Genomic DNA, 22,862 nt, shown 5'->3' with positions numbered 1-22,862 from the left:
GCGCAAGTTGGCCCTAGACGCCCGCCAATGCCGCCCCGACCAGGCCGTAGAACCGCTGGCGGTCGTACTCCAGCAGCAGATTGGCATTGTCGGGCGAGCCGCCCTGCCGGTTCCAGTCCACCAGGGTCATGCCGCGGGTGTGCGTGCCGGACAATTCGATATGCACCGGGCGCTGCTCCAGACGCTGGGCGCCGTCCGGGTGCAGGGCGAACGCCATCGCCAGTGCGTCGGCGGCGTACCAGTACTCGCCGCGGCTGTCTTCGGACCACAGGCGGGTCTTGCGCGAGATTTCTTCGTAGAAGCGGGCGCGAGCGCTATCGGCGGCCAGCCATTGCTCGACATCGCGATGCAGCAGGCCGTGCGCGATGGTGGCTTCCCAGTCGGCCACGTCGAAGTGCGGGAAGCCACGGAACACGATGTGTGCGGCCTCCGGGTCGAAGCCGATGTTGAATTCAGCGGCAGGCGTGATGTTGCCGTGCCCGGTCAACGCCCCACCCATCACCACCAGCCGGCCGACGCGCTGCGGCAGGCTCGGGTCCAGGGTCAGCGCCAGGGCCAGATTGGTCAGCGGGCCCAGGGCGACCAGCAACAGCTCGCCCGCGTAGTCGTGCGACAGGCGCAGGATGGCGAGCGCAGCATGCTCGGCCTCGGCGCTGCGCTTGGCCGCCGGCAGGCCGACATCGCCGAAGCCATCGATGCCGTGCACGTGCGCCGCATCGACCGAGGGGTGCAACAGCGGCTGCGGGCAGCCGGCGTACACCGGCACATCCGCGCGGCCGGCGACCTCGCAGACCTTCAAGGCGTTGCGCACGGTGTGCTCCAGCCCCACGTTGCCGGCCGCGATGGTCAGGCCAACCACCTCGTGACGGGTGTCGTTGAAGGCCATCAGCAGCGCCAGCGCGTCATCCACGCCCGGGTCGGTGTCGATCAGCAGCGGTATCTTTTTTGTCATGGGAGTCGGGATTGGGCATTCGGGATTCGTTGCAGCATCTTCGCAAGGATCGGCCGGTCACGCGAACGCCCAGGATATACAGGCGGCGGCAGCGCTTGCTTTTACGATTCCCGATTCCCGATTCCCGATTCCCACCACTCAAGCGGCGGCATACCGCACTGCGCTGCCGATCCAGCGTGCAACGACACGGTCGGCAATCTCCGGCGCTTCGGCCAGCAACCGCTCGGCCAGCACCTGCACGCGCGGCAGCAACCCGGCGTCGCGGGCCAGGTCGGCGATGCGGAAGCTGGCCAGACCAGTCTGCCGGGTACCGAGCAATTCGCCGGGACCGCGCAATTCCAGATCCTTTTCTGCAATCACAAACCCATCGTTGGTCTGGCGCATGGTTTCCAGGCGTTGGCGCGCCATCATGGACAGCGGCGCCTGATACAACAGCACGCAACTGGACGCTGCGGCGCCGCGGCCGACGCGGCCACGCAGCTGATGCAGCTGCGCCAAGCCGAGACGCTCGGCGTTTTCGATGATCATCAGCGAGGCGTTGGGCACGTCCACGCCGACTTCGATCACCGTGGTGGCGACCAGCAAATCGCTGCGGCGCTGCTTGAAATCGAGCATGGCCTTCTGCTTTTCGGCGGGCTTCATGCGGCCATGCACGAGCGCGACGCGCACGCCGGGCAACTGCGCCGATAAGGCCTCGAAGGTGACTTCGGCAGCCTGCGCTTCGATGCGCGGCGGGCCAGCCGGTGCGGCCTTGCCGGGGTCTTCGCTTTCTTCGATGAGCGTGCACACCCAATATGCCTGCCGTCCTTCGGCGCAGGCGGCGCGGATGCGTTCGACCAGATCGGGGCGCCGTTCTGCGCTCAGGACAATGGTCTGCACCGGCGTACGGCCGGGCGGCAGTTCGTCGATGGCCGACACGTCCAGATCGGCGTAGGTGGACATCGCCAGGGTGCGCGGGATCGGCGTGGCAGTCATCACCAGCTGATGCGGCACGCTGCCGGCGCCCGCCCCCTTGTCGCGCAGTGCCAGACGCTGATGCACACCGAAGCGGTGCTGCTCGTCGATGATGGCCAGCGCCAGGTCGTGGAAGACCACCGCTTCCTGCATCAAGGCATGCGTGCCGACCACCACCTGGGCCTGGCCGGAGGCGACCTCGGCCATCGCCGCAGCGCGCGCCTTGCCGGTGACCTTGCCAGCCAGCCAGACGATGCGCACACCTAGCGGCTCGAGCCAGCCGCGCAGGTTGGTGAGATGTTGCTCGGCCAGCAGTTCGGTGGGCGCGGCCAGTGCGACCTGCTTGCCCTGCTCCACCGCCAGCATCGCTGCCAGGGCCGCAACCACGGTCTTGCCGCTGCCGACATCGCCCTGCACCAGCCGCAGCATCGGCGAGGGCTGCGCCAGGTCGTGCGCGATCTGTTCGAACACGCGTTGCTGCGCACCGGTGAGCTGGAACGGCAATGCGGCGCGCAGCCGCTGCACCAGCGTGCCGTTGCCGGGCAACACAGGCGCATGGAACCGCTGCAGGGCGATGCGTTGGCGACGCAGGCTGAGTTGGTGCGCAAGCAGTTCTTCGAGCGCCAACCGCTGTTGTGCCGGGTGCCCGCCGGCGAGCAGCTGCTGCGGGTCGGTGTTCACCGGTGGGCGGTGCATGGTCAGTAATGCAGTGCGCAGCGAAGGCAGGTGTTCGTCCTGCAGCCAATGCGGCGGCAGCAATTCCAGTGCGGCTTCTGGCGGCAACCGCTCGAGCGCCTGGCCGATGAATTTGCGCAGCGTGGCCGGGCCGACGCCTTCGAGCACCGGATAGACCGGGTCCAGGCTGTCGCCCAGTTGCGCGTCTTCATCCGCCGCCAGCACGCGGTAACTGGGATGGACAATTTCCCAACCGTTCTGGCCGGGCTTGGGCGTGCCGAACACGCGCACGCGCGTGCCGACCGCAAACTGCGCGACCTGCGCGGCGCGAAAATGAAAGAAACGCAGCACCACGCTGCCGTGCGAGGCGTCCGAGATCGCCACGCGCAGCACCGGACGGAAGCGGAAGCCGCGCTCCACCGCCTCCACGCGCCCCTCGATCTGCGCCGGCACGCCGCTTTGCAACTGCGCGATCGTGGTCAGCCGGGTACGGTCTTCGTACCGCAGCGGCAGATGCAGCCACAGGTCCTGCACGCTCAGGATGCCGCGCGCGGCGAACTTGTCGGCCACTTTCGGGCCGACGCCGGGCAGGCTGGACAGCGGAGCCTGGCCGGCGACGGCCAGGCTCGGCGTGGCGACGCGCGCTCGCGGCACGGCGGGTCGGATCAGTCGCGCCGGATCACTCGAGCACCATCACCGCATCGACTTCGAAACCGGCGCCCTTCGGCAGGCCGGAGACTTCGATGGTGGAACGCGCCGGGAACGGGGCCTGGAAGTAGTCCTGCATCACCGCATTGACGGCGGCGAACTGGCCCAGGTCGGTGAGATACAGACCCAGACGCACGATCTTGTCGAGCGAGCCACCGGCGGCTTCAGCCACGGCCTTGAGGTTGTCGAACGCGCGGCGCGCCTGCGCACCAATGTCGCCCGGCACGATCTCGCCGGTGGCCGGATCCAGCGGGATCTGCCCGGAGAAATACACGGTGTTGCCGGCGCGCACTGCCTGCGAGTAAGGGCCGATGGCGGCAGGCGCCTGGTCGGTATGGATGATCTGGGACATGGCGACTCCGTCAACACTGAAAACGAACGCGCATTGTATCGGCGCATGCCGTTGACGGGCGAATGGGAGGATCTGCGGTGACGGCGCGAGGGCGGTGGCTGGTGGCGTAGCGGCGGGTTGCGTGGTGGCTTGGGTATCTTGCGATGGTGGTAATGGTGATGGTGGCCGTGGCTGTTTGTTTTCGCCTACGCGCGATGGTTTCGGTGCGGCTGTCCGTGTGCGTTGTTGGCGGCTGCGTGACATGGCGGATGAGGCTGCGCACGTACCCTCATCCGCCCCTTCGGGGCACCTTCTCCCGGCGGGAGAAGGGAACAGTGAGCCCTCACCCGCCACGAGGGCATCTTCTGCCGATTGGAGAAGGGAAGTGGCGAGCCCCTTTGTTGCTGGGAACGCTAGGCCCTCTTCTGCGGGAGAGGGTTGGGGTGAGGGTCCGGGCGAAGCCCCGTTAAGTGACTGGCGCCATGGCGCGGCAAGCGCTGCGTCGCTGCGATGCTCCAGGGATGCGAGAGATGGCGCGCAGTCGTCACGACGCGCGGATGCGCTCACGACACCGAAGACGCGTAGCACCACACCGCCCACACCGACTCTGCACGGTCCACACCGACTCTGAAAAACCGACCACGCCTGCGCGGCAGCGGAACAGTCGCGCCAAGGGCTGTGTCGTGCCGCTGCCCGGGAACGCAGAGACGCGCAAACCAGCAGGATTAGGTAATCGGCGCCGGATTGAACAAGGCCAGATCGTTATGCAGGCGGTGATGCTCGGTCCAGGTGGGCTGGCCGCTGGCCACGTCCAGATAGCGCTGAAACAACTCCCAGCCCAATTGCTCCAGCGTCTTGGCGCCGGTCGCCACGCCGCCGGCGTCGATGTCCATCAGGTCGGACCAGCGCTGCGCCAGTTCGCTGCGGGTGGCGACCTTGATCACCGGCACCATGCCCAGGCCGTACGGCGTACCGCGCCCGGTGGTGAAGACATGCAGATTCATGCCGGCCGCCACCTGCAGCGTGCCGCAAACGAAATCGCTGGCCGGGGTGGCGCAGTACTGCAGCCCGCGTCCTTTGACGCGCTCGCCGGGCGGCACCACGCCATTGATCGGCGAGGCGCCGGATTTGGCGATCGAGCCCATTGCCTTTTCGACGATGTTGGCCAGCCCGCCCTTCTTGTTGCCGGGCGTGGTGTTGGCGCTGCGGTCGGCCTGGCCGCGCGCCAGGTAGGCGTCGTACCAGGCCATTTCGCGCACCAGCGCCTTGGCCACCTCGGCAGTGGCGGCGCGCGGCACCAGCAGGTGGATGCCGTCGCGCACTTCGGTATTTTCCGAGAACATCACCGTAGCACCGGCGCGCACCAGCAGGTCGGCAGCCACGCCCAGACCCGGGTTGGCGGTGACGCCGGAAAACGCATCGCTGCCGCCGCATTGCATGCCCACCACCAGTTCGCTGGCCGGCACGGTTTCGCGGCGACGCAGGTCCAGATGGCGCAAACGCTCTTCGGCCATGGCCATGATCGAGCCCACCATGTCGGCAAACCCCAGGCTGGCTTCCTGCAGGCGGTAGACGGCGCTGTCGTCGGCGCTGGCATCGTCCGGCAGCAGGCGCTCGGGTGCGAGTTTTTCGCAGCCCAGGCCCACGATCAGCGCCTGCCCGCCGAAGTTGGGGCTGCGCGCGATGTTGCGCAACGTGCGGATGGGGATGATGGCTTCGGGCGCGGTGATCGCCACGCCGCAACCGTAGACGTGATTGACCGCCACCACGTCGTCGACATTGGGATACTTGGGCAGCAACTCGGTGCGAATGCGGTCCACCGCGTGACCGAGCACACCCACCACGCACTGCACGCTGGTCATGATGCCCAGGATGTTGCGCGTGCCGACGCTGCCATCGCGGTTGCGATACCCCTGGAAGGTGTAGCCCTCCAAGGGCTCGGGTGCGGGCGCCGCTTGCAGCGACAGATCCAGCGCAGCCAGATCGGGCGCTTCGGGCATGTCCAGCAGGTGCTCGCTCACCCAGGCGCCGCGCGCGATGTCGGCATTGGCGGTGCCAATCACTGCGCCCAGGCGGATCACCGGCGCGCCGGCGGGCAGGTCGAGCAGCGCCATCTTGTGGCCCTGCGGAATGTGTTCGATGGCGGTGAGCCCGTCCGGAAAAGTGGCACCGGCCGGCGCGCCATCATCGTTGACGACGATGGCGACGTTGTCGCGCGCATGGGCGCGAATGCTGAGCCAACGAGTGGGTTGCTGGGTTGCGGACATCGTGGGGCTACCTTGCAAAACGGGGATGGAGTGCATTACCGGTCGGGGCTGTCGAACTGACGGCGGTACTGCAGGATCAAGCGGTTTTCATCGACATTGCGCTGGTAATTGGAGCGGAAGGTGCCGTTGAACCAAATGACGCTCACATGCTTGAAGCGCTCGCTCTGGAATTGATAGGTGGTCAAGACATCCCGGGCCCATTCGCGGCCTTCGCCGGCATAGGTTGCCGGCTGTGCATGGTCGCCGCTGATGTAGCGCGCCATGACGCTGAGCCCGGGGATGCCGATGCTCTTGCCATCGATGCTGTAACGCAGCTGCCAGCTGCGCTCGCCGCGTTCGAGAAAGTCGTTGATGAAGGTCCAGTTGAAGACATTGCCATCGGTGCCGCCCGGCCAGGGCATGGCACTGGGGCCGGATAGGCGTTGATAGCCGGCGCCGAATTCCTGCCCACCCGTGCGCCAGGACAGCATGCTGCTGAACATGCGGTTGTCGATCGGCCCGGCACGCGATTGGCCGATGTCATCGGTGCGGAAATAGCGCAGGTCCACACGCAACTGATCCTTGCCGAATTTATGGGTCTGGATCAGGTTGTAGAGCTGCTGCCGGTAGATGTCTTCCATCACCGCGCCCTGATAGCGCAGCTGCGTGCCGGGTGCAACGCTGTAGGTAGCCGAGACCAGATTCAACGCATCCGAATCCGGCGTGCCCAGAAAGCGACGGTTCTTGTTGGTCAAGGTGATCGGCACGCGCGAGTCGCCGTCGCGGTACCAGGCGCTGGTGAAGCGGGCCAACAGCAGATCGAGCTTGGGCACGTCCTTGGATTCCAGCGTCACGCCTTGAAACGTCTCCGGCATGATGCGGGTGATGCTGGCGCGCACCAGCGGCTCGTTGGGAATGAAGCTGCCCCACTTCAATTCGGTCTGCGAGGCACGCAGTTTGAGCGTCGGCGCCACTCGCGTCAGTGCATGTTGCGCGGTGCCGTCGTCGTTATTGGGCAGCAGGCCGGTGCCGCCTTCGGCGCGCACGCCATCGAGCTTCAAATCACCGATGCCGAGCAGATCCAGCCCTACTCCGATAGGGCCGTGCGTGTAGCCGCTCTTGGCATCCACCACGACGCCCTGCGCCCATTCGGCACGCTTGCCCTGCCCTTCGCCGCTGCGGAAATCGCGGTTGTAATAGAAGTTGAGCGCGGTGACCTCGGCCGTTGCGCCATTCCAGAATCCTGCGTCCGGTTCCTGCGCACGCGCACGTCCGCCCGCACCGACCGCCAGCAGCGCCGCGCTGCCGAGTGCCATTACATGTTTCATCGACCAGCTCTCCACCTGCCAGACCTCTTGGACGCAGCCGCTGCATGCCGTGCATTCGGCTGCAGCCACCGCACGGTTAGCGCACCAGGCACGGGCGCTTGTTGTCGAAGGTCCAGTTGGGAATCAAGGCCTGCATCGCGGCAGCATCATCGCGCGCGCCCAGGCTCAGATTTTGGTAAGTGCGATGCGCCGCTTCCAGCGCATCCATATCGAGTTCGACACCCAAACCGGGCTTTGCCGGCACCTGGATCTGGCCACCGACGATCTGCAACGGGTGATGGGTCAGGCGTTGGCCGTCCTGCCAGATCCAGTGCGTGTCGATCGCGGTCACCTGCCCCGGCGCTGCGGCGGCCACGTGGGTGAACATCGCCAGCGAAATATCGAAGTGGTTGTTGGAGTGCGAGCCCCAGGTCAGGCCCCAGTCGCGGCACAGTTGCGCCACCCGCACCGAGCCTTGCAACGTCCAGAAATGCGGGTCGGCCAGCGGGATATCCACCGATTGCAGCTGGATGGCGTGGCCCATCTGCCGCCAGTCGGTGGCGATCATGTTGGTGGCGGTCGGCAAGCCGGTGGCGCGACGGAACTCGGCCATGATCTCGCGGCCGGAATACCCCTCCTGCGCACCGCACGGGTCTTCGGCATAGGCCATCACGCCGTGCATGTCGCGGCACAGGGCAATGGCCTGATCCAGCGACCACGCGCCATTGGGGTCCAGCGTGATGCGTGCCTGCGGAAAACGTTCGTGCAACGCGTGAATGGCATCGATTTCGTCTTCGCCACGCAATACGCCGCCTTTGAGCTTGAAGTCGCGAAAGCCGTATTTTTCGTAGGCCGCTTCGGCCAGGCGCACGACCGATGCCGGCGTCAAGGCTTCCTGGTCGCGCACCGCCTCCCAGTCATCGCGGGCACCGCTGCCGTCGCGATAGTCGAGCCCGGTTTTGCGCCGGTCGCCGATGAAGAACAGATAACCCAGCACATCCACCGCGTCGCGTTGCTGGCCTTCGCCGAGCAGGGCAGCGACCGGTTGATCGAGGAATTGCCCCAGCAGATCCAGCAACGCCGATTCGATGGCGGTCACCGCGTGGATGGTGATGCGCAGATCGAAGGTCTGCAGACCACGTCCGGCGCTGTCGCGGTCGGCAAACGCGGTGCGCACCTGATTGAGGATGCGTTGATACTCGGCGATGGAGCGGTCGCGAATGAGCGGCGCCGCCTCGTGCAGCAAGCCGGCGATGGCCGCGCCGCCAGGCACTTCGCCCACGCCGGTGCGGCCGGACGAATCGCGCAGCACCAGCACATTGCGGGTGAAATACGGCGCGTGCGCGCCACTGAGGTTCAGCAGCATGCTGTCCTGGCCGGCGACCGGTACCACGCGGATGTCGGTGATGCGCGGCGTGGCGCCGATGCTTGCAGGTGCGGTGTGGATATTCATCGAAAATCTCCGAAGACGGTCACAGCGGTGCGGGCACGGGCATGGACGGGCCGCCGGGCGGCGCCTTGAGTTCCACGCGCTTGATTTCGCCCACCACCACCAGATAGGACACCACCGCCAGCAAGGCATTGAGCCCGACGAACACCAGCGCCCATTCGAAGGTGCCGGTGGTGGACACGATGTAGCCGATCACGATCGGCGTGGTGATGCCGGCGATGTTGCCGAAGGTATTGAACAGGCCACCGGACAGGCCGGCAATTTCCTTGGGCGAGGTGTCGGCCACCACCGCCCAGCCGAGTGCGCCGATGCCCTTGCCGAAGAAGGCCAGCGCCATCAGCCCCACCACCATCCATTCGGCCTGCACGTAGTTGCAGCCGATCATCGTCACCGACATCAACATGCCGACCACGATGGGCGTCTTGCGCGAGACGGTGAGCGAATAGCCACGCCGCACCATGCGGTCGGACACATAGCCGCCCAGCACGCCGCCGATAAAGCCGCACACCGCCGGCAAGGAGGCCACAAAGCCGGCTTCCAGGATCGACATGCCGCGCTCCTTGACCAGATACACCGGAAACCAGGTCAGGAAGAAGTACGTCAGCGTGGTGATGCAGTATTGGCCGATGTACACGCCCAGCAACATGCGGTTGCACAACAGCTGTTTGGCGTAATGCCATTGCGTGCCCTTGGGCTGGCTACCGGGCTTGTTGCCCTGCTCCATGTCCACCAGCGCGCCGTTGCGCTGGATATAGTCCAGCTCCTGCGCGCTCAAGCGCGGATGTTCGCGCGGGGCATAGATGGTCTTGCGCCATACCAGCGCCAGCAACACACCTGCCGCGCCCATCACCAGAAACACGTGTTCCCAGCCCCAGGCGTGCACCAGCCAACCCATCAGCGGGGCGAAGGCCACGGTGGCGAAGTACTGCGCGGAATTGAAGATCGACGCGGCCAGGCCACGCTCGGCGGTAGGAAACCACGCCGCCACGATGCGGCTATTGCCCGGGAAGGACGGCGCTTCGGCAATGCCGACCAGAAAGCGCAGCACGAACAAGGTGGTGACCGCCCAGGTCACCGGCACCCAATCGATAAAGCCCTGCAAGGCGGTGAACAGCGACCAGATCAGCAGCGACAGGCCGTACACGCGCCGCGAGCCGAAGCGATCGAGCAACCAGCCGCCGGGAATCTGCCCGGCCACATACGCCCAACCGAACGCAGAAAAAATGAAACCCATCTGCAGCGCGTCGATGCCCAGCGCATCCTGGACTGCGGAACCGGCGATGGACAAGGTGGCGCGATCTGCATAGTTGATCGTGGTCACCACGAACAACATCAGCAAGATCAGGTAGCGCCTGCGCGGAACCGTCGTTGAATCGACTGTCTTTGAATCGATAGCCATCATCGTTCCTCACCTATGACGATGGAAGCGCACTGCGCTCCGGTACTCCAAGTGGCGCCTGCAGATGGCGCACCGGACCCTCCTCCGGCACGCCTCAGGCATCGTTGCCGCCGCTGCTGTCAGTCGTGTCCCAGCGCGCCATCGACGCGTCGCCACAGTCCGAGTGGGTTGCCGTGCGCCACTGCAGCGGGCAATAGCGCGGCCGGCAGATCCTGGTAGCAGACCGGGCGCAGGAAGCGATCGATCGCCAGCGTGCCCACCGAGGTGCTGCGGCTGTCGGAGGTGGCCGGGAACGGGCCGCCATGCACCATCGCGTGGCAGACCTCCACACCGGTGGGCCAGTCGTTGACCAGGATGCGCCCGGCCTTGCGTTCCAGCACCGGCAGCAACGCGGCGGCCAGGTCGGTATCGGCTGCATCCATGTGCAAGGTGGCGGTGAGCTGGCCTTCCAGGTGCTCGCTCAGCGCGCGCAGCTGATCGATGTCCTTGCAACGCACCAGCAGCGAGGAGGCACCGAAGACTTCGGCCTGCAGCGCCTCATCGGCCAGAAAGGCATCGGCGTCGGTGCCGAACAATGCGGCCGGGCAGCGACCCGCTTCCGGTGCGGCGCCACGTGCCAGCGTGCTGACCTGCGGATGCGCGGCCAGACGCTGCACACCCTGCGCATAGGCCTGGCCAATGCCTGCGGTGAGCATTGCTGCCGGCGACACCGCGTGCAGCGTTTGCGTGGCCGACGCGATAAACGCATCCAGCGCCGGTGAATCGATCGCCAGCAGCAAGCCGGGGTTGGTGCAGAACTGCCCCGCGCCCAAGGTCAGCGAGCCGACGAACGCTTTGCCCAGATCGGATGCACGCGCCTGTAGCGCCTGCGGCAGCAGATACACCGGATTGATCGCACTCATCTCCGCATACACCGGAATCGGCTTGCGGCGTGCGGAAGCGATCTTGACCAACGCCATGCCGCCAGCACGCGAGCCGGTGAAACCCACCGCCTTGATGCGCGCGTCGGCCACCAGGTGCGCACCGATCTCGATGCCGGCGTCGAACAGCAGCGAGAACACGCCTTCGGGCAGCCCGCACTGCGCCACCGCCGCCTGGATCGCACGGCCCACCAATTCCGACGTGCCCGGATGCGCACTGTGCGCCTTGACCACCACCGGGCAACCGGCCGCCAATGCCGACGCGGTATCGCCACCGGCCACCGAGAATGCGAGCGGGAAATTACTGGCGCCGAACACCGCCACCGGCCCCAGTGCGATATGCCGCTGGCGCAGATCCGCGCGCGGCAACGGCGTGCGTTGCGGCAGCGCGGGGTCGATGCGGGCCTGCAGCCAGCTGCCTTCGCGCACCACGTTGGCGAACAGACGCAGCTGGCCAACGGTGCGTCCGCGCTCGCCTTCCAGACGCGGGCGCGGCAGGCCGCTTTCGCACATGGCGCGTTCGATCAATGCATCGCCCAACGCCAGAATCTGCTCGGCGATGGTTTCCAGAAAGACCGCGCGCGCTTCCAGCGGCGTTTCGCGATAGGTGTCGAACGCCGCCTGCGCCAGCGCGCAGGCCTGCTGCAGATCCTGTGCACTCACCGAACCGAACGCCGGCTGCAATGCCGCGCCGCTGGCCGCATCCACCGCATGAAATTCCGCCCCGGCGCCGCGCACGCTGCGCTGCCCGATCAGCGATTCGCCCTTGAGGGTGTGCATCAGCGGCGGCCTCCGATCAGTTGTTTGAGCTGCGCGAATTCGTCTTCATTGAGATCAGCCAATGGCGTGCGTACCGGACCGGCCGGGCGGCCAACCGCGCGCATGCCGGCCTTGACGATAGACACCGCATAACCGGCGCGACGATTGCGCAGCACCGTGTACGGCAACACGAAGTCGTTGAGCTCGCGGTAGATGGTGGCGTGGTCGCGCGCGCGCACCGCCGCATAGAACGCCAGCGCCCACTCGGGCAGGAAATTGAAGATGGCCGACGAATACGTGGTCACGCCCATTTCCAGATACGGCAGCGCGAAGGTTTCGGCGGTGGGCAGGCCGCCCACGTACAACAGCCGGTCGCCCAGCCGCGCATAGATGCGGGTCATGCGATCCACATCGCCGATGCCGTCCTTGTAGCCCACCAGGTTGGGGCACCGCTCGGCCACGCGCGCCAGCGTCACATCGTCGAGCTTGGCATTGGCACGGCCGTAGACGATCACGCCCAGGCTGGTCGCCTTGCAGACGCGCTCGACATGGTCGGCCACTCCGTCGGCATCGCACTCGGTGAGGTACGGCGGAAACAGCAGGATGCCGTCGGCATCGTTGCGCTCGGCGGCCTGCGCCATCTCGATCGCAATCGCAGTGCCATAGCCGGCCGGGGCGATCACCGGCATGCGGCCGGCAGTCTCGGTGACGGCTGCGCGCACGGCGCGGTTCACTTCGTCCAGCGTCAGCGAAAACAGCTCGCCGGTGCCGCCCGCCGCAAACAGGCCGGCGGCCGGATGCGAGGACAGCCAGTCCAGATTGCTGCGATAGGCGGGTTCGTCGAAGGCCAGGTCGGCATCGAAATGGGTCACCGGAAACGACAACAGCCCGGCGCCAAGCGCTTGGGCCATTTCGGACGGGGTGTATCTGCTGCTCATCGGACAAACGCTCCTGGGCGGGGGATGCGGTTGATCCTAGAAACGCAGATCGTTGCTGGTCCAAACCAAAGGACGTATTGTTTGATACATAAGTTGAATCAATCGCATCACAGACTGACGTAGTGCGCCGCAAATGGCTGCTTTGCAACGCTTTTTCGACGCGACGTAATTATGGGTGGTTGCGTCCGCCAGCGTCCTTTCTGGCCGAGCGTCGCCTATTCATTCGTGCTGGCCGCGCCGGGATGTTGCGGGTGCAGCATCCGATTCGTGTGTTTTTGCAATGCGAGGCCCGCCCGCCATGTTCGATCTGCAACAACTGCGTTGCTTTGTCGCCGTCGCCGACGAACTGCACTTTCGGCGCGCAGCCGAGCGCCTGAACATGACCCAGCCGCCGCTCAGCCGCCAGATTCAGCTGCTGGAACACAGCGTCGGCACCGCGCTGCTGGAGCGCAACAGCCGGCATGTGCGGCTGACCCAGGCTGGCCGCAGCCTGCTGGCCGAAGCGCGCGCGATCTTGCGCATGGCCGAAAATGCAGGCCTGCGCGCGCGCCGGATCGGCACCGGCGATGCCGGCAGCGTGTCGGTGGGTTTCACCGCCGGTGCCAGTTACCGCTTCCTGCCCGAGGCCATCGCGCGGTGGCGCAGGCAAGCGCCCGATGTGGATCTGCAACTCAAGGAGATGGTCAGTCTGGCGCAACTGGACGCGCTGGATGCCGGCCGGCTGGATATCGGCCTGCTGCGCCCACCGATCCAGCGCCAGGGTCTGCACAGCCGCTGCGTGGCACGCGAACCGCTGATCGCCGCGCTACCGGAAGACTCGCCACTGGCGCAACACGACAGCCTGCGCCTGCAGGATTTCGACGGGCAGCCGCTGGTCAATTACGCACCCGATGAAGCGCGCTATTTCTACGATCTGCTGGCGCAGTTGTTCGGTGCGCGCGGCATCGCGCCGCGCTCGGTGCAGTACGTCAGCCAGATCCACTCGGTGTTGGCGCTGGTGCGCGGCGGCATGGGCATGGCACTGGTGCCCGAAGGCGCCAGCGGCCTGCGTTACGCCGGCATCGTGTACCTGCCGCTGCGCGATGAAACCCCTGCCACGCCGGTGGAACTGCATCTGGTGTGGAAGCAGGACAACGACAACCCTGCGCTGCGTCGCTTGATCGCCTGATCGCCTGATCGCCTGAGCCAGGCAACACGCTTGAGCTGTCACACAGCCGCTGCAGCGCATCCACTGCCCAACGCAACGATCCGATTTAGAGCGGCTAACACCAGGTAACGAGCAGTCGTCACGTGGGTGTGGACGGCGCGCTCAGAACCGGAACATACGCGTGGTACATGCCGCACCGATCACCGCCTACATGGCGGTGAGCACAGGCCTTTTGCTAGATGCTCTTACTGGCGTCCCACGCTCTGCACCACATGCAGGCGCCGCAGCCGGCGCATCACTTCGGCCAGATGGCGGCGGTCGCGCACCTGGATATTGAAGCGCAGCACCGCCGCATTGAAGTCGCGGTCCAGGTAGTCCACACGTTCGATATTGGATTTGCTTTGCGCGATCGCTGCGGCCAACTGCGCCAGCACGCCGGTGCGGTTTTCCACTTCCACCACCAGCGCGGTGTCGTAGTCGCCGGTGACGTTGGAGTCCCAATCGATCGGTACCCAGCGCTCGGGCGATTTGCGCAGCTCGGCCAGGTTGGGGCAATCCAGGCGGTGCACCACGATGCCCTTGCCGGCAGTGTGATAGCCCATGATTTCGTCGCCGGGAATCGGCTGACAACAGTTGGCGAAACTGATCACGCCGCGCTCGCTGCCGTCGATCAGAATCTTTTCGTGCGAGTGCTTAGAGTGCCCGCCGCCGCGCAATTCCGCGTACGCCATCAAGGCCTGTGCCGCCTGGGTAGGCATCCAGTTGCCCAACGCGACATCGGCGAGCAGCGCTTCCAGCCGCGGGTAACGGTGTTCGTTGAGGAAGGCATCCAACCGGCCCTTGGGCAGACGTTCCAGCGAAGAATCCATCGCTTCCAGCGCGCGATCGAGCATGCGATGACCCAGCTGCACGGCATCTTCGTGTTCGAGCTGCTTGAGCTGGTGGCGGATCGCGGTGCGCGCCTTGCTGCTGACCACAAACTCCAGCCACTGCGGCTTGGGCGTGGCCGAACGCGCGGTGATGATTTCCACTGCCTGCCCGCTGACCAGCTTGGTGCGCAAGGGCACCAGCTTCTTGTCCACGCGCGAGGCCACCGCGCGGTTGCCCACGTCGGTATGCACGGCGTAGGCAAAATCCAGCGCGGTGGAATTGCGCGGCAACGCCAGGATCTTGCCCTTGGGCGTGAACAGATAGACCTCGTCCGGGAACAGGTCCACCTTGACGTTGTCCAGGAACTCCAACGACGAGCCGGCAGCGCGCTGCGAGTCGATCAGCTCCACGATCCAGTCGTGCGCGCGGCTCTGCGCACTGTTGGGCGAGGCCGAGCCCACCTTGTAGGTCCAGTGCGCAGCCACGCCGCGCTCGGCGATCAGGTCCATTTCTTCGGTCCGGATCTGCACCTCGATCGGCGAGCCGTAGGGACCAAACAGCACCGTGTGCAGCGACTGATAGCCGTTGGCCTTGGGGATCGCGATGAAGTCGCGGAAGCGCCCGTCCAGCGGTTTGAAGGTGGCATGCACCGCACCGAGTGCGTGATAGCAATCGGCCACGGTGCGCACCACCAGCCGGAAGCCGAACACGTCCATCACCTGGTCGAAGGATTTGTTCTCTTCGTGCATCTTGGAATAGATGCTCCAGGGCGTCTTGATGCGGCTGACCAGCCGATGTTCCAGCCCTTCCTTGGCCAACCGCTGTGACAGCTGCACTTCCACCTGCGCCATCGATTCGCGCCGCACCACCGGCTGGCTGCGGATATGTTTTTCGATGATGGCGTGACGCCACGGATACAGCGCGCGGAAGCCCAGGTTCTGCAACTCGGACTTGATCAGGCTCATGCCCAGGCGCTGGGCGATGGGTGCGTAGATTTCCAGGGTTTCGCGCGCGATGCGCCCGCGTGCCTCGGTGCTCTGCGCGCCGAGCGTGCGCATGTTGTGCAGCCGGTCGGCGAGCTTGATCATAATCACGCGCAGATCGCGCGACATCGCCAGCAACATCTTGCGGAAGCTTTCCGCCGCCGCTTCCTGGCGGTCGCGGAACTTGAGCTTGTCCAGCTTGGTGACGCCATCGACCAGCTCGGCCACCGCTTCGCCGAATTCGGAGGCCAGCTCTTCGCGCGTCAGCGGCGTGTCTTCGATGGTGTCGTGCAGGATCGCGGCGATCAGCGATTCCATGTCCAGGCCCAGCTCGGCAAGCACGCCAGCCACGGCCACCGGATGGGTGATGTAGGGCTCGCCGGACTTGCGGGTCTGGCCGGCATGCGCCATGGCGCCGACTTCCCAGGCACGGCGCAGGATCGGCAGCTGCTCCTTGGGAAGGTAGCTGGCAGCGCGTTCGAGGTGCAGGACGTAGTCGGGGATAGCCGGGTCGGAAGACGGGGACGTCGCCACGGTCGCCTGGGCAGTGGGGCCTGGGTTCATGCGCGAAGACTATGCCAGTGGCCGGTTTGCGGCAACGCGGCATGCGTGCCGCACGCGCTGGCGGCCGGCGATCGGTCGCTGTGCGGCCGCTTCACGCCAGCCGCAGCGGCCACAGATGCGCTATCTGCAACTTTGCCCAGCGAAGCGACATTTGCCCGACTGCTACACTCGGGCCCGCGTTAGTCCAGGGACCACACCCATGCTCGCTCCGCCCGACCTGCTGATCTTCGACTGCGACGGCGTGCTGGTCGACAGCGAGCCGTTGGCGTGCGCGGTACTGGCCCAGGCACTGCAACAACATGGCGTGGACATCGACATCGACGGGGTCCAGCAGCACTTCCTCGGGCGCAGCCTGGGCAGCGTGCGCGCGCATGTGCAGACGCTGGGGCGCACCCTACCGGACACCTTCGAGCGCGACCTCAATACCGCGTTGCTGGCCCGCTTTGGCACCGAATTGCAGCCGATCCCGGGCGTGGCCGCGCTGCTGGACGCAGTGCAGACACAGCGGTGCGTGGCCTCGTCCAGCCATCTTGAGCGGGTTCGCCTGTGCCTGCAGGTCACCGGCCTGGCGGGGCATGTCGGCGCGCACATCTACACCGCCGAGCTGGTTGCCCGTGGCAAGCCTGCGCCGGACCTATTCCTGTTCGCCGCCGACCGCATGCAGGTGGCGCCCGCGGGCTGCCTGGTGATCGAAGACAGTCCCAGCGGCGTGCAAGCCGCATGCGCGGCCGGGATGCAGGTGTGGGGATTCACCGGCGGCGGCCATCACCGCGCAAGCGCTGCGGCCGCCGCGCTGCTCGTTGCCGCAGGCGCATCGCAGGTGTTTGCAGACATGCCGGCCATCGCCACCGCACTGGGCGCCATCGGCACCAAGCGCCTGGGCACTACGTTAGGCTGAGACTTCCACGCAGACAGATGTGACGATGGCCAACCCCGATAACGACACCAGCCGACTCGATGCCGCAGCCAGAGCGGGCTGGCTGTACTACATCGCCGGCAACACCCAGGACGAGATCGCGCGCAAGCTCAAGGTCTCGCGCGCCACCGCGCAGCGCCTGGTGTCGTTGTGCCTGAGCCAGCGGTTGATCACCTTCCGGCTGGAACATCCGATCGCCGCCTGCATGGATCTGGCCGCGCAGTTGCAGGACCGTTTCGGCATGCGCTATTGCGAGGTCGCGCCCACCGATCCGGCCGACCCGCACCTGGTCACCGGTGTCGCCGAACGCGCGGCAGCGCTGCTGGAATCCACCTTGCGCAGCGATAGTCCGAGCATCATCGGCATCGGTACCGGCCGTGCCATGCGCGCGGCGGTGGAGCGCATTCCTGCGATGCAAACGCGCAATCATCAGCTGGTTTCGCTGGTCGGCAACATTTCCCCGGATGGCTCGGCCAGCCCGTTCGACGCAGTGGCGCGCCTGGCCGATCTGACCGGCGCGCAGCACTACCCGATGCCGCTGCCGGTGTTTCTGTCCTCGCAGGAAGAACGCGAAACGCTGCTGGGGATCGAAGCGGTGCGCCGGGTCCGCGCGATCGCCGCAAAGGCCGATCTGCGCCTGGTCGGTGTTGGCCAGCTCGATCAGACCGCGCCGCTGCATGTGGACGGCTTCATCAGCCGCAACGAACTGCTGGACCTGATCCGGCTGGGCGCGGTGGGGGAGGTGATCGGCTGGGCGCTCACCGCAGCCGGCGACATCATCGATGCAGGCACCAACCTACGTTTGACCAGCGTGCCGCATCCGGTGCCGGCCACCAGCCTGTCGATCGGCGTGGCCGTGGGCAACGCCAAGGTGGGCCCGATCAAGGCCGCGCTGAAGGGCCGCATCCTCAACGGCCTGATCACCGACGAGCACACCGCCAAGGCCTTGCTCGCCAGCTGAGCTGAGCGCATCGCAGCGGGCGTAATGGCAGTTCATTGCTGAAATTTCCCGGCATGCGCGGGCGCCTTGGCGTGCGCCGCGATGCTGCGCTGCAAGATCGAAAGTGCTTTACAGCGTGGCGACGTCGTGGGCATATGCGCATCACACGGGCATTTGCTCAACCAACCTCAAGCTGAGGCACCGGTATGAACACTTCGATCAAGACCCTGATCTGCGCGGCACTGAGCGCATCACTGGCGGCATGCGGCGGAGGCGCGAACAACAGCGACGCTGCGTCCAAGCAGGACACCCTGGTCATCGCCACCGTCAACAACGGCGACATGATCCGCATGCAGAAGCTGACCTCGGATTTCACCGCCACCCATCCGCAGATCAAGCTTGAGTGGGTCACCCTGGAAGAGAACGTGCTGCGCCAGCGCGTCACCACCGACATCGCGACCAAGGGCGGCCAGTTCGATGTGCTGACCATCGGCACCTACGAGGTGCCGATCTGGGCCGAGCGCGGCTGGCTCAAGCCGCTGACGTTCGATGCGGACTATCAGGTAGACGATCTGATCCCGCAGATCCGCGATGCGGTCAGTCACAAGGGCCAGCTGTATGCAGCGCCGTTCTACGCCGAAGGCTCGATGCTGATGTACCGCACCGACCTGCTGCAGAAGGCCGGCCTGAGCATGCCGGCGCAGCCCTCGTGGAGCTTCGTGGCCGAGGCCGCCCGCAAGATGACCGACAAGCAGGCCGGCATCTACGGCATCTGCCTGCGCGGCAAGGCCGGCTGGGGCGAGAACATGGCCTTGATCAGCTCGATGGGCAATGCCTTCGGTGCGCGCTGGTTCGACGAACAATGGAAACCGCAGTTCGACCAGCCGGAATGGAAGGCCGCGCTGCAGACCTATGTAGATGTCATGAAAGACGCCGGCCCGCCGGGTGCTGCGTCCAATGGCTTCAACGAGAACCTTGCGCTGTTCACCGCAGGCAAGTGCGCGATGTGGGTCGATGCCACGGTGGCCGCATCGTTCATCAGCAACCCGAGCGAATCCAAGGTGTCGGACAAGGTCGGTTTTGCCGCGGCGCCGGATGCCGGCAAGGGCAAGACCACCGGCTGGCTATGGGCGTGGAATCTGGCCATCCCGGCAAGTTCAAAAAAGGCCGACAAAGCGCAGGCATTCATCGCCTGGGCCACCAGCAAGCACTACACCGAACTGGTGGCCGGCAAGGAGGGCTGGGGCAATGTGCCGCCGGGCACGCGCCAGTCGCTGTACGCCACGGCCGAGTATCTCAAGGCCGCACCCTTCGCCAAGCAGACGCTGGCCGCCATCCAGGGCGCCGACACGCATCACCCCACGGTCAAGCCGGTGCCTTACGTCGGCGTGCAGTACGCGGCCATCCCCGAATTCCAGTCGATCGGCACGACGGTGGGCCAGCAGTTTTCCGCGGCGCTCACCGGCTCGATCAGCGTGGATGAGGCATTGAAGAACGCGCAGGCCGCCACCGAGCGCGAGATGCAGCGGGCCGGCTACCCCAAGCGCTAAGCGCAGCGCTCGCTACGTTTTATCAGCTGCTCCAAGTACAGGTCCGCTGGGCCGGGCACCCTGCCCGGCCCGCCCCTGGCCACAGCCATGCTCCGGCGTTACGGCGCCGCACCTTCCCACGAGGCAATCGATGAAGATCAGGCACACCACACCTGCGCTGACGATGTTGCTCGCCGGCCTGGCCTGCACACAGGCCAGCGCCCAGGCATTCGATCCGGACAAACACATCGGCGGCGACTGGGGCGGCCTACGCAGCAAGCTGGCCGATGACGGTATCCAGTTCAAACTGGCGCACTTCAGCCAGACCGCCCACAACACCTCCGGCGGGCTCCGCGAGCGCACCGCCTATGCCGACCAGTTCTTCCTGGGCGGGTACTTCGATCTGGAACGGCTATGGGGCTGGTCCGGCGCCGATTTCAAACTGGAGATCACCAATCGCAACGGCGAGTTGATCAACAACACCGCCGGCATCCCCACGCTATTGCAGTCGCAGCAGATCTTCGGACGCGGCGATGTAACGCGCCTGACCCAGTTCTCGCTGACCCAGCGCCTGTTCGACGACAAGCTGACGCTGAAAGCCGGCCGCCTGTATCCCAGCGCCGATTTCTTCGCGCTCAACTGCAACTACCAGCACCTGACCTTCTGCAGCGGCGGCTCGTCCAACTACATCAGCAACAACTGGTATGGCGACCCGCTCAGCGCCTGGGGCGGCGTGGTCACTTTCAGCCCGGACAAACGCTGGTTTTTCCGCGTAGGCGGCTACGATGCCAACCCGCAAAACCGATCCACCGACCAAGGCTTGAAGCTTGGCACCTCCGGCGACGACCATGGCACCCTGCTGGTAGCCGAAGTGGAGTACAAGCCCGACTACGGCAATGGGATCGATGGCGACTACCGCATCGGTGCGACCCGCAACAGCAACGATCAACTGCGCGTCTACACCCGCTCGGGCGTGCCGACCAGCCTCGGCACCGATCCGGCCGCGCTGCAGGACACCGATCGCGCGTTCTACGCCAACTTCGAACAACAGGTCACCAGCAATGGCGCCGGGGGTGGCTTGCGGCTGTTCGCAAGCGTCATCGACGCCGACGACGAGGTCAGCACCGTGGGCCAGGTGCTGGCGATCGGCGGGTTCTGGAAAGGACTTTCCGCTGCGCGACCGAACGACCGCATCGGCGTGGCCGTCGGCCGCAATGCGCTCAGCGATCGTTTGCGTACGGCGCAAACCCGCTACAACCAGCGCTTGCCCGCGGGCGCGGCGGCCATTGGCGTGCAGCGCTACGAATACCCCATCGAGCTCAATTACAACATCGCCGTCAGCCGCGGGATCGAAGTCATGCCCAGCGTGCAGTACATCCGTCATCCGGGTGGACTGGATGGCGACAACGCCACCATTGTCGGCCTGCAGGTCAGCCTGAATTTCTGACGACCACCCGGCCGTGCGTTCGACGCCTATCCCTGCGTCGACGCATCCGGCCGCTGCCATGCATTGCAGGCGCGCTGCCTGCCCCCACCCTGGACCTTGCCGATGGCCACCCATCAAACGCAAAAACTCGCACGGTTCCTGATCGCCCCGTCGATCGTGCTGTTGCTGGCCTGGATGATCGTGCCGCTGGCGATGACGGTGTGGTTTTCCACGTTGAACTACAACCTGCTCAACCCGGAACAGACCTTTGTCGGACTGGGCAATTACCGCTACTTCCTGAGCAACCCGGCGTTTCTCTCTTCGCTGGGCAATACCTTGTTGCTGGTCGGCTCGGTACTGGCGATCACGGCCGTCTTCGGTGTGTTGATCGCGCTGCTGCTGGACCAGGTGTTCGTGGGGCGCCGCATCGTGCGCTTGATGCTGATCGCACCGTTCTTCGTGATGCCGACGGTGAGCGCGCTGATCTGGAAGAACCTGCTGATGCATCCGGTGTCCGGGTTGCTGGCATGGCTATGGCAAAGCGTTGGCCTGACCCCGATCGACTGGTTCACCCAGTACCCGATGTTCTCCATCATCGTCATCGTGGCCTGGCAATGGTTGCCGTTTGCGGTGCTGATCCTGCTGACTGCGCTGCAGTCGCTGGATGAAGAACAACAGGAAGCCGCGCTGATGGATGGCGCCGGTGCGTTCGACCGCTTCTTCCATCTGACCCTGCCGCATCTGGCGCGCCCGCTGACTATCGTGGTGCTGATCGAAACCATCTTCCTGCTCACCGTGTTCGTGGAGATCTACGTCACCACCGGCGGCGGGCCCGGCCTGCAAACCACCAATCTGGCGTACCTGATCTATTCGCAGGCACTGCTGCAGTACGACGTGGGCGCCGCATCGGCAGGCGGATTGATCGCCGTGGTGCTGGCCAATATCGCGGCCATCTTCCTGGTGCGCATCGTCGGCAAGAACCTGGAGACCTGAGATGGCACGTCGTACCTCAACGCTGCAGATCCTCGTCACCACGGTTGCCGCATGGGTGGTCGGCGGCGTGATCTTCTTCCCGATCCTGTGGATGCTGCTGACCAGCTTCAAGACCGAGGTCGATGCATTTTCCAGCCCGCCCAGCTTCGTGTTCTTCCATTGGACGCTGGAAAACTACGTCGCCGTGCAGGGACGCAGCGACTACTTCGCGCATGCCTGGAATTCGGTGGCGGTATCGCTGGGGTCAACCCTGATCGCGCTGGTCATCGCCATCCCTGCCGCGTGGTCGATGGCGTTCTCGCCCACCAAGCGCACACGCGGGATTCTGCTGTGGATGCTATCCACCAAGATGCTGCCGCCGGTGGGCGTGCTGGTGCCGATCTATCTGCTGTACCGCGACTCCGGGCTGCTGGATACCCAGCTGGGCCTGATCATCGTGCTGTGCCTGAGCAACCTGCCGATCATGGTCTGGATGCTGTTCAACTACTTCAAGGACATCCCCAAGGACATCCTGGAAGCGGCGCGCATGGACGGCGCCACCATCGGCAAGGAGATCCTCTACATCCTGGCGCCGATGGCGGTTCCCGGCATTGCGTCTTCGCTGCTGCTCAACGTGATCCTGGCCTGGAACGAGGCGTTCTGGTCGTTGAATCTGTCCTCGTCCAAGGCCGCACCGTTGACCGCGTTCATTGCGTCGTATTCGAGCCCGGAAGGCCTGTTCTGGGCCAAGTTGTCGGCCGCCTCGACGATGGCCATCGCGCCGATCCTGGTGCTGGGCTGGTTCTGCCAGAAGCAGCTCGTGCGCGGGCTCACCTTCGGCGCAGTGAAGTAGATCACTCAACTTTGATAGGTGGT

The 22,862-nt window shown here is 65.5% G+C and carries 17 protein-coding genes and 1 other RNA gene; 7 read left to right on the top strand and 11 right to left on the bottom strand.

Annotation, left to right across the window (positions count from 1 at the left end; translation table 11 throughout):
* Positions 1–13: 13 nt before the first annotated feature.
* From ASF90_RS08930 to kdgD, 9 genes are all read right to left on the bottom strand, one after another.
* On the bottom strand, positions 14–952 hold the full coding sequence (locus tag ASF90_RS08930; RefSeq protein ID WP_055848642.1) for a nucleoside hydrolase: 939 nt from the start codon (positions 950–952) through the stop codon (positions 14–16).
* A 138-nt stretch (positions 953–1,090) separates the two neighbouring features.
* Complete coding sequence (gene recG / locus ASF90_RS08925; protein ID WP_055848639.1) at positions 1,091–3,235, bottom strand: ATP-dependent DNA helicase RecG; 2,145 nt, start codon at positions 3,233–3,235, stop codon at positions 1,091–1,093.
* A 25-nt stretch (positions 3,236–3,260) separates the two neighbouring features.
* Positions 3,261–3,641, bottom strand: coding sequence for a RidA family protein (locus ASF90_RS08920; RefSeq protein ID WP_022972872.1), 381 nt, complete (start codon positions 3,639–3,641; stop codon positions 3,261–3,263).
* Positions 3,642–4,345: 704 nt separating this feature from the next.
* Positions 4,346–5,887 (bottom strand): galactarate dehydratase, encoded by a 1,542-nt coding sequence (gene garD / locus ASF90_RS08915; protein ID WP_055848636.1) that lies wholly within the window; start codon positions 5,885–5,887, stop codon positions 4,346–4,348.
* A 35-nt stretch (positions 5,888–5,922) separates the two neighbouring features.
* Positions 5,923–7,194 (bottom strand): OprD family porin, encoded by a 1,272-nt coding sequence (locus ASF90_RS08910; protein WP_055848634.1) that lies wholly within the window; start codon positions 7,192–7,194, stop codon positions 5,923–5,925.
* Positions 7,195–7,270: 76 nt separating this feature from the next.
* Positions 7,271–8,626: a glucarate dehydratase gene (gudD, locus tag ASF90_RS08905; protein WP_115560173.1), complete on the bottom strand. Its 1,356-nt coding sequence runs from the start codon at positions 8,624–8,626 to the stop codon at positions 7,271–7,273.
* A 19-nt stretch (positions 8,627–8,645) separates the two neighbouring features.
* Positions 8,646–10,025: an MFS transporter gene (locus ASF90_RS08900; RefSeq protein WP_055848631.1), complete on the bottom strand. Its 1,380-nt coding sequence runs from the start codon at positions 10,023–10,025 to the stop codon at positions 8,646–8,648.
* A gap of 116 nt (positions 10,026–10,141) precedes the next feature.
* A complete protein-coding gene (locus ASF90_RS08895; protein WP_055848628.1) occupies positions 10,142–11,722 on the bottom strand; it encodes an aldehyde dehydrogenase (NADP(+)) in 1,581 nt (526 codons plus the stop codon).
* Positions 11,722–12,639, bottom strand: coding sequence for a 5-dehydro-4-deoxyglucarate dehydratase (gene kdgD / locus ASF90_RS08890; protein WP_055848625.1), 918 nt, complete (start codon positions 12,637–12,639; stop codon positions 11,722–11,724). The genes ASF90_RS08895 and kdgD overlap by 1 nt, the downstream gene beginning before the upstream one ends.
* A 298-nt stretch (positions 12,640–12,937) precedes the next feature.
* Here kdgD and ASF90_RS08885 point away from each other — a divergent pair, with 298 nt between their 5' ends.
* Positions 12,938–13,807 (top strand): LysR family transcriptional regulator, encoded by an 870-nt coding sequence (locus ASF90_RS08885; RefSeq protein WP_055848622.1) that lies wholly within the window; start codon positions 12,938–12,940, stop codon positions 13,805–13,807.
* Between the two features lie 92 nt (positions 13,808–13,899).
* On the opposite strand, the gene ASF90_RS21900 is transcribed toward ASF90_RS08885, so the two are convergent.
* Positions 13,900–13,976: non-coding RNA, sX9 sRNA (locus ASF90_RS21900), on the bottom strand.
* A gap of 55 nt (positions 13,977–14,031) precedes the next feature.
* Positions 14,032–16,203, bottom strand: coding sequence for a bifunctional (p)ppGpp synthetase/guanosine-3',5'-bis(diphosphate) 3'-pyrophosphohydrolase (locus ASF90_RS08880; RefSeq protein ID WP_055848620.1), 2,172 nt, complete (start codon positions 16,201–16,203; stop codon positions 14,032–14,034).
* Between the two features lie 199 nt (positions 16,204–16,402).
* Between ASF90_RS08880 and ASF90_RS08875 the strand changes: the two genes are divergently transcribed.
* The 6 genes from ASF90_RS08875 to ASF90_RS08850 all read left to right on the top strand — a co-directional run bounded on the left by ASF90_RS08875 (position 16,403) and on the right by ASF90_RS08850 (position 22,839).
* On the top strand, positions 16,403–17,101 hold the full coding sequence (locus tag ASF90_RS08875; protein WP_055848617.1) for an HAD family hydrolase: 699 nt from the start codon (positions 16,403–16,405) through the stop codon (positions 17,099–17,101).
* Positions 17,102–17,126: 25 nt separating this feature from the next.
* On the top strand, positions 17,127–18,080 hold the full coding sequence (locus ASF90_RS08870; protein ID WP_055848614.1) for a sugar-binding transcriptional regulator: 954 nt from the start codon (positions 17,127–17,129) through the stop codon (positions 18,078–18,080).
* 185 nt (positions 18,081–18,265) lie between these two features.
* Positions 18,266–19,609, top strand: a complete 1,344-nt coding sequence (locus tag ASF90_RS08865; protein ID WP_082473468.1) for a sugar ABC transporter substrate-binding protein — start codon at positions 18,266–18,268, stop codon at positions 19,607–19,609.
* Positions 19,610–19,739: 130 nt separating this feature from the next.
* Entirely contained in the window at positions 19,740–21,035 is a 1,296-nt protein-coding gene (locus tag ASF90_RS08860) for a carbohydrate porin (protein ID WP_082473467.1), read from the top strand.
* A 102-nt stretch (positions 21,036–21,137) separates the two neighbouring features.
* A complete protein-coding gene (locus ASF90_RS08855) occupies positions 21,138–22,007 on the top strand; it encodes a sugar ABC transporter permease (RefSeq protein ID WP_055848611.1) in 870 nt (289 codons plus the stop codon).
* A gap of 1 nt (position 22,008) precedes the next feature.
* Entirely contained in the window at positions 22,009–22,839 is an 831-nt protein-coding gene (locus tag ASF90_RS08850) for a carbohydrate ABC transporter permease (RefSeq protein ID WP_055848609.1), read from the top strand.
* Positions 22,840–22,862 lie beyond the last annotated feature (23 nt).

It is taken from the genome of Xanthomonas sp. Leaf148, assembly GCF_001423585.1.
In the GTDB taxonomy this organism is placed as follows: domain Bacteria; phylum Pseudomonadota; class Gammaproteobacteria; order Xanthomonadales; family Xanthomonadaceae; genus Xanthomonas.
The sequence above is the reverse complement of the archived record's forward strand: the minus strand, read 5'-3'. Positions and strand labels throughout refer to the sequence as shown.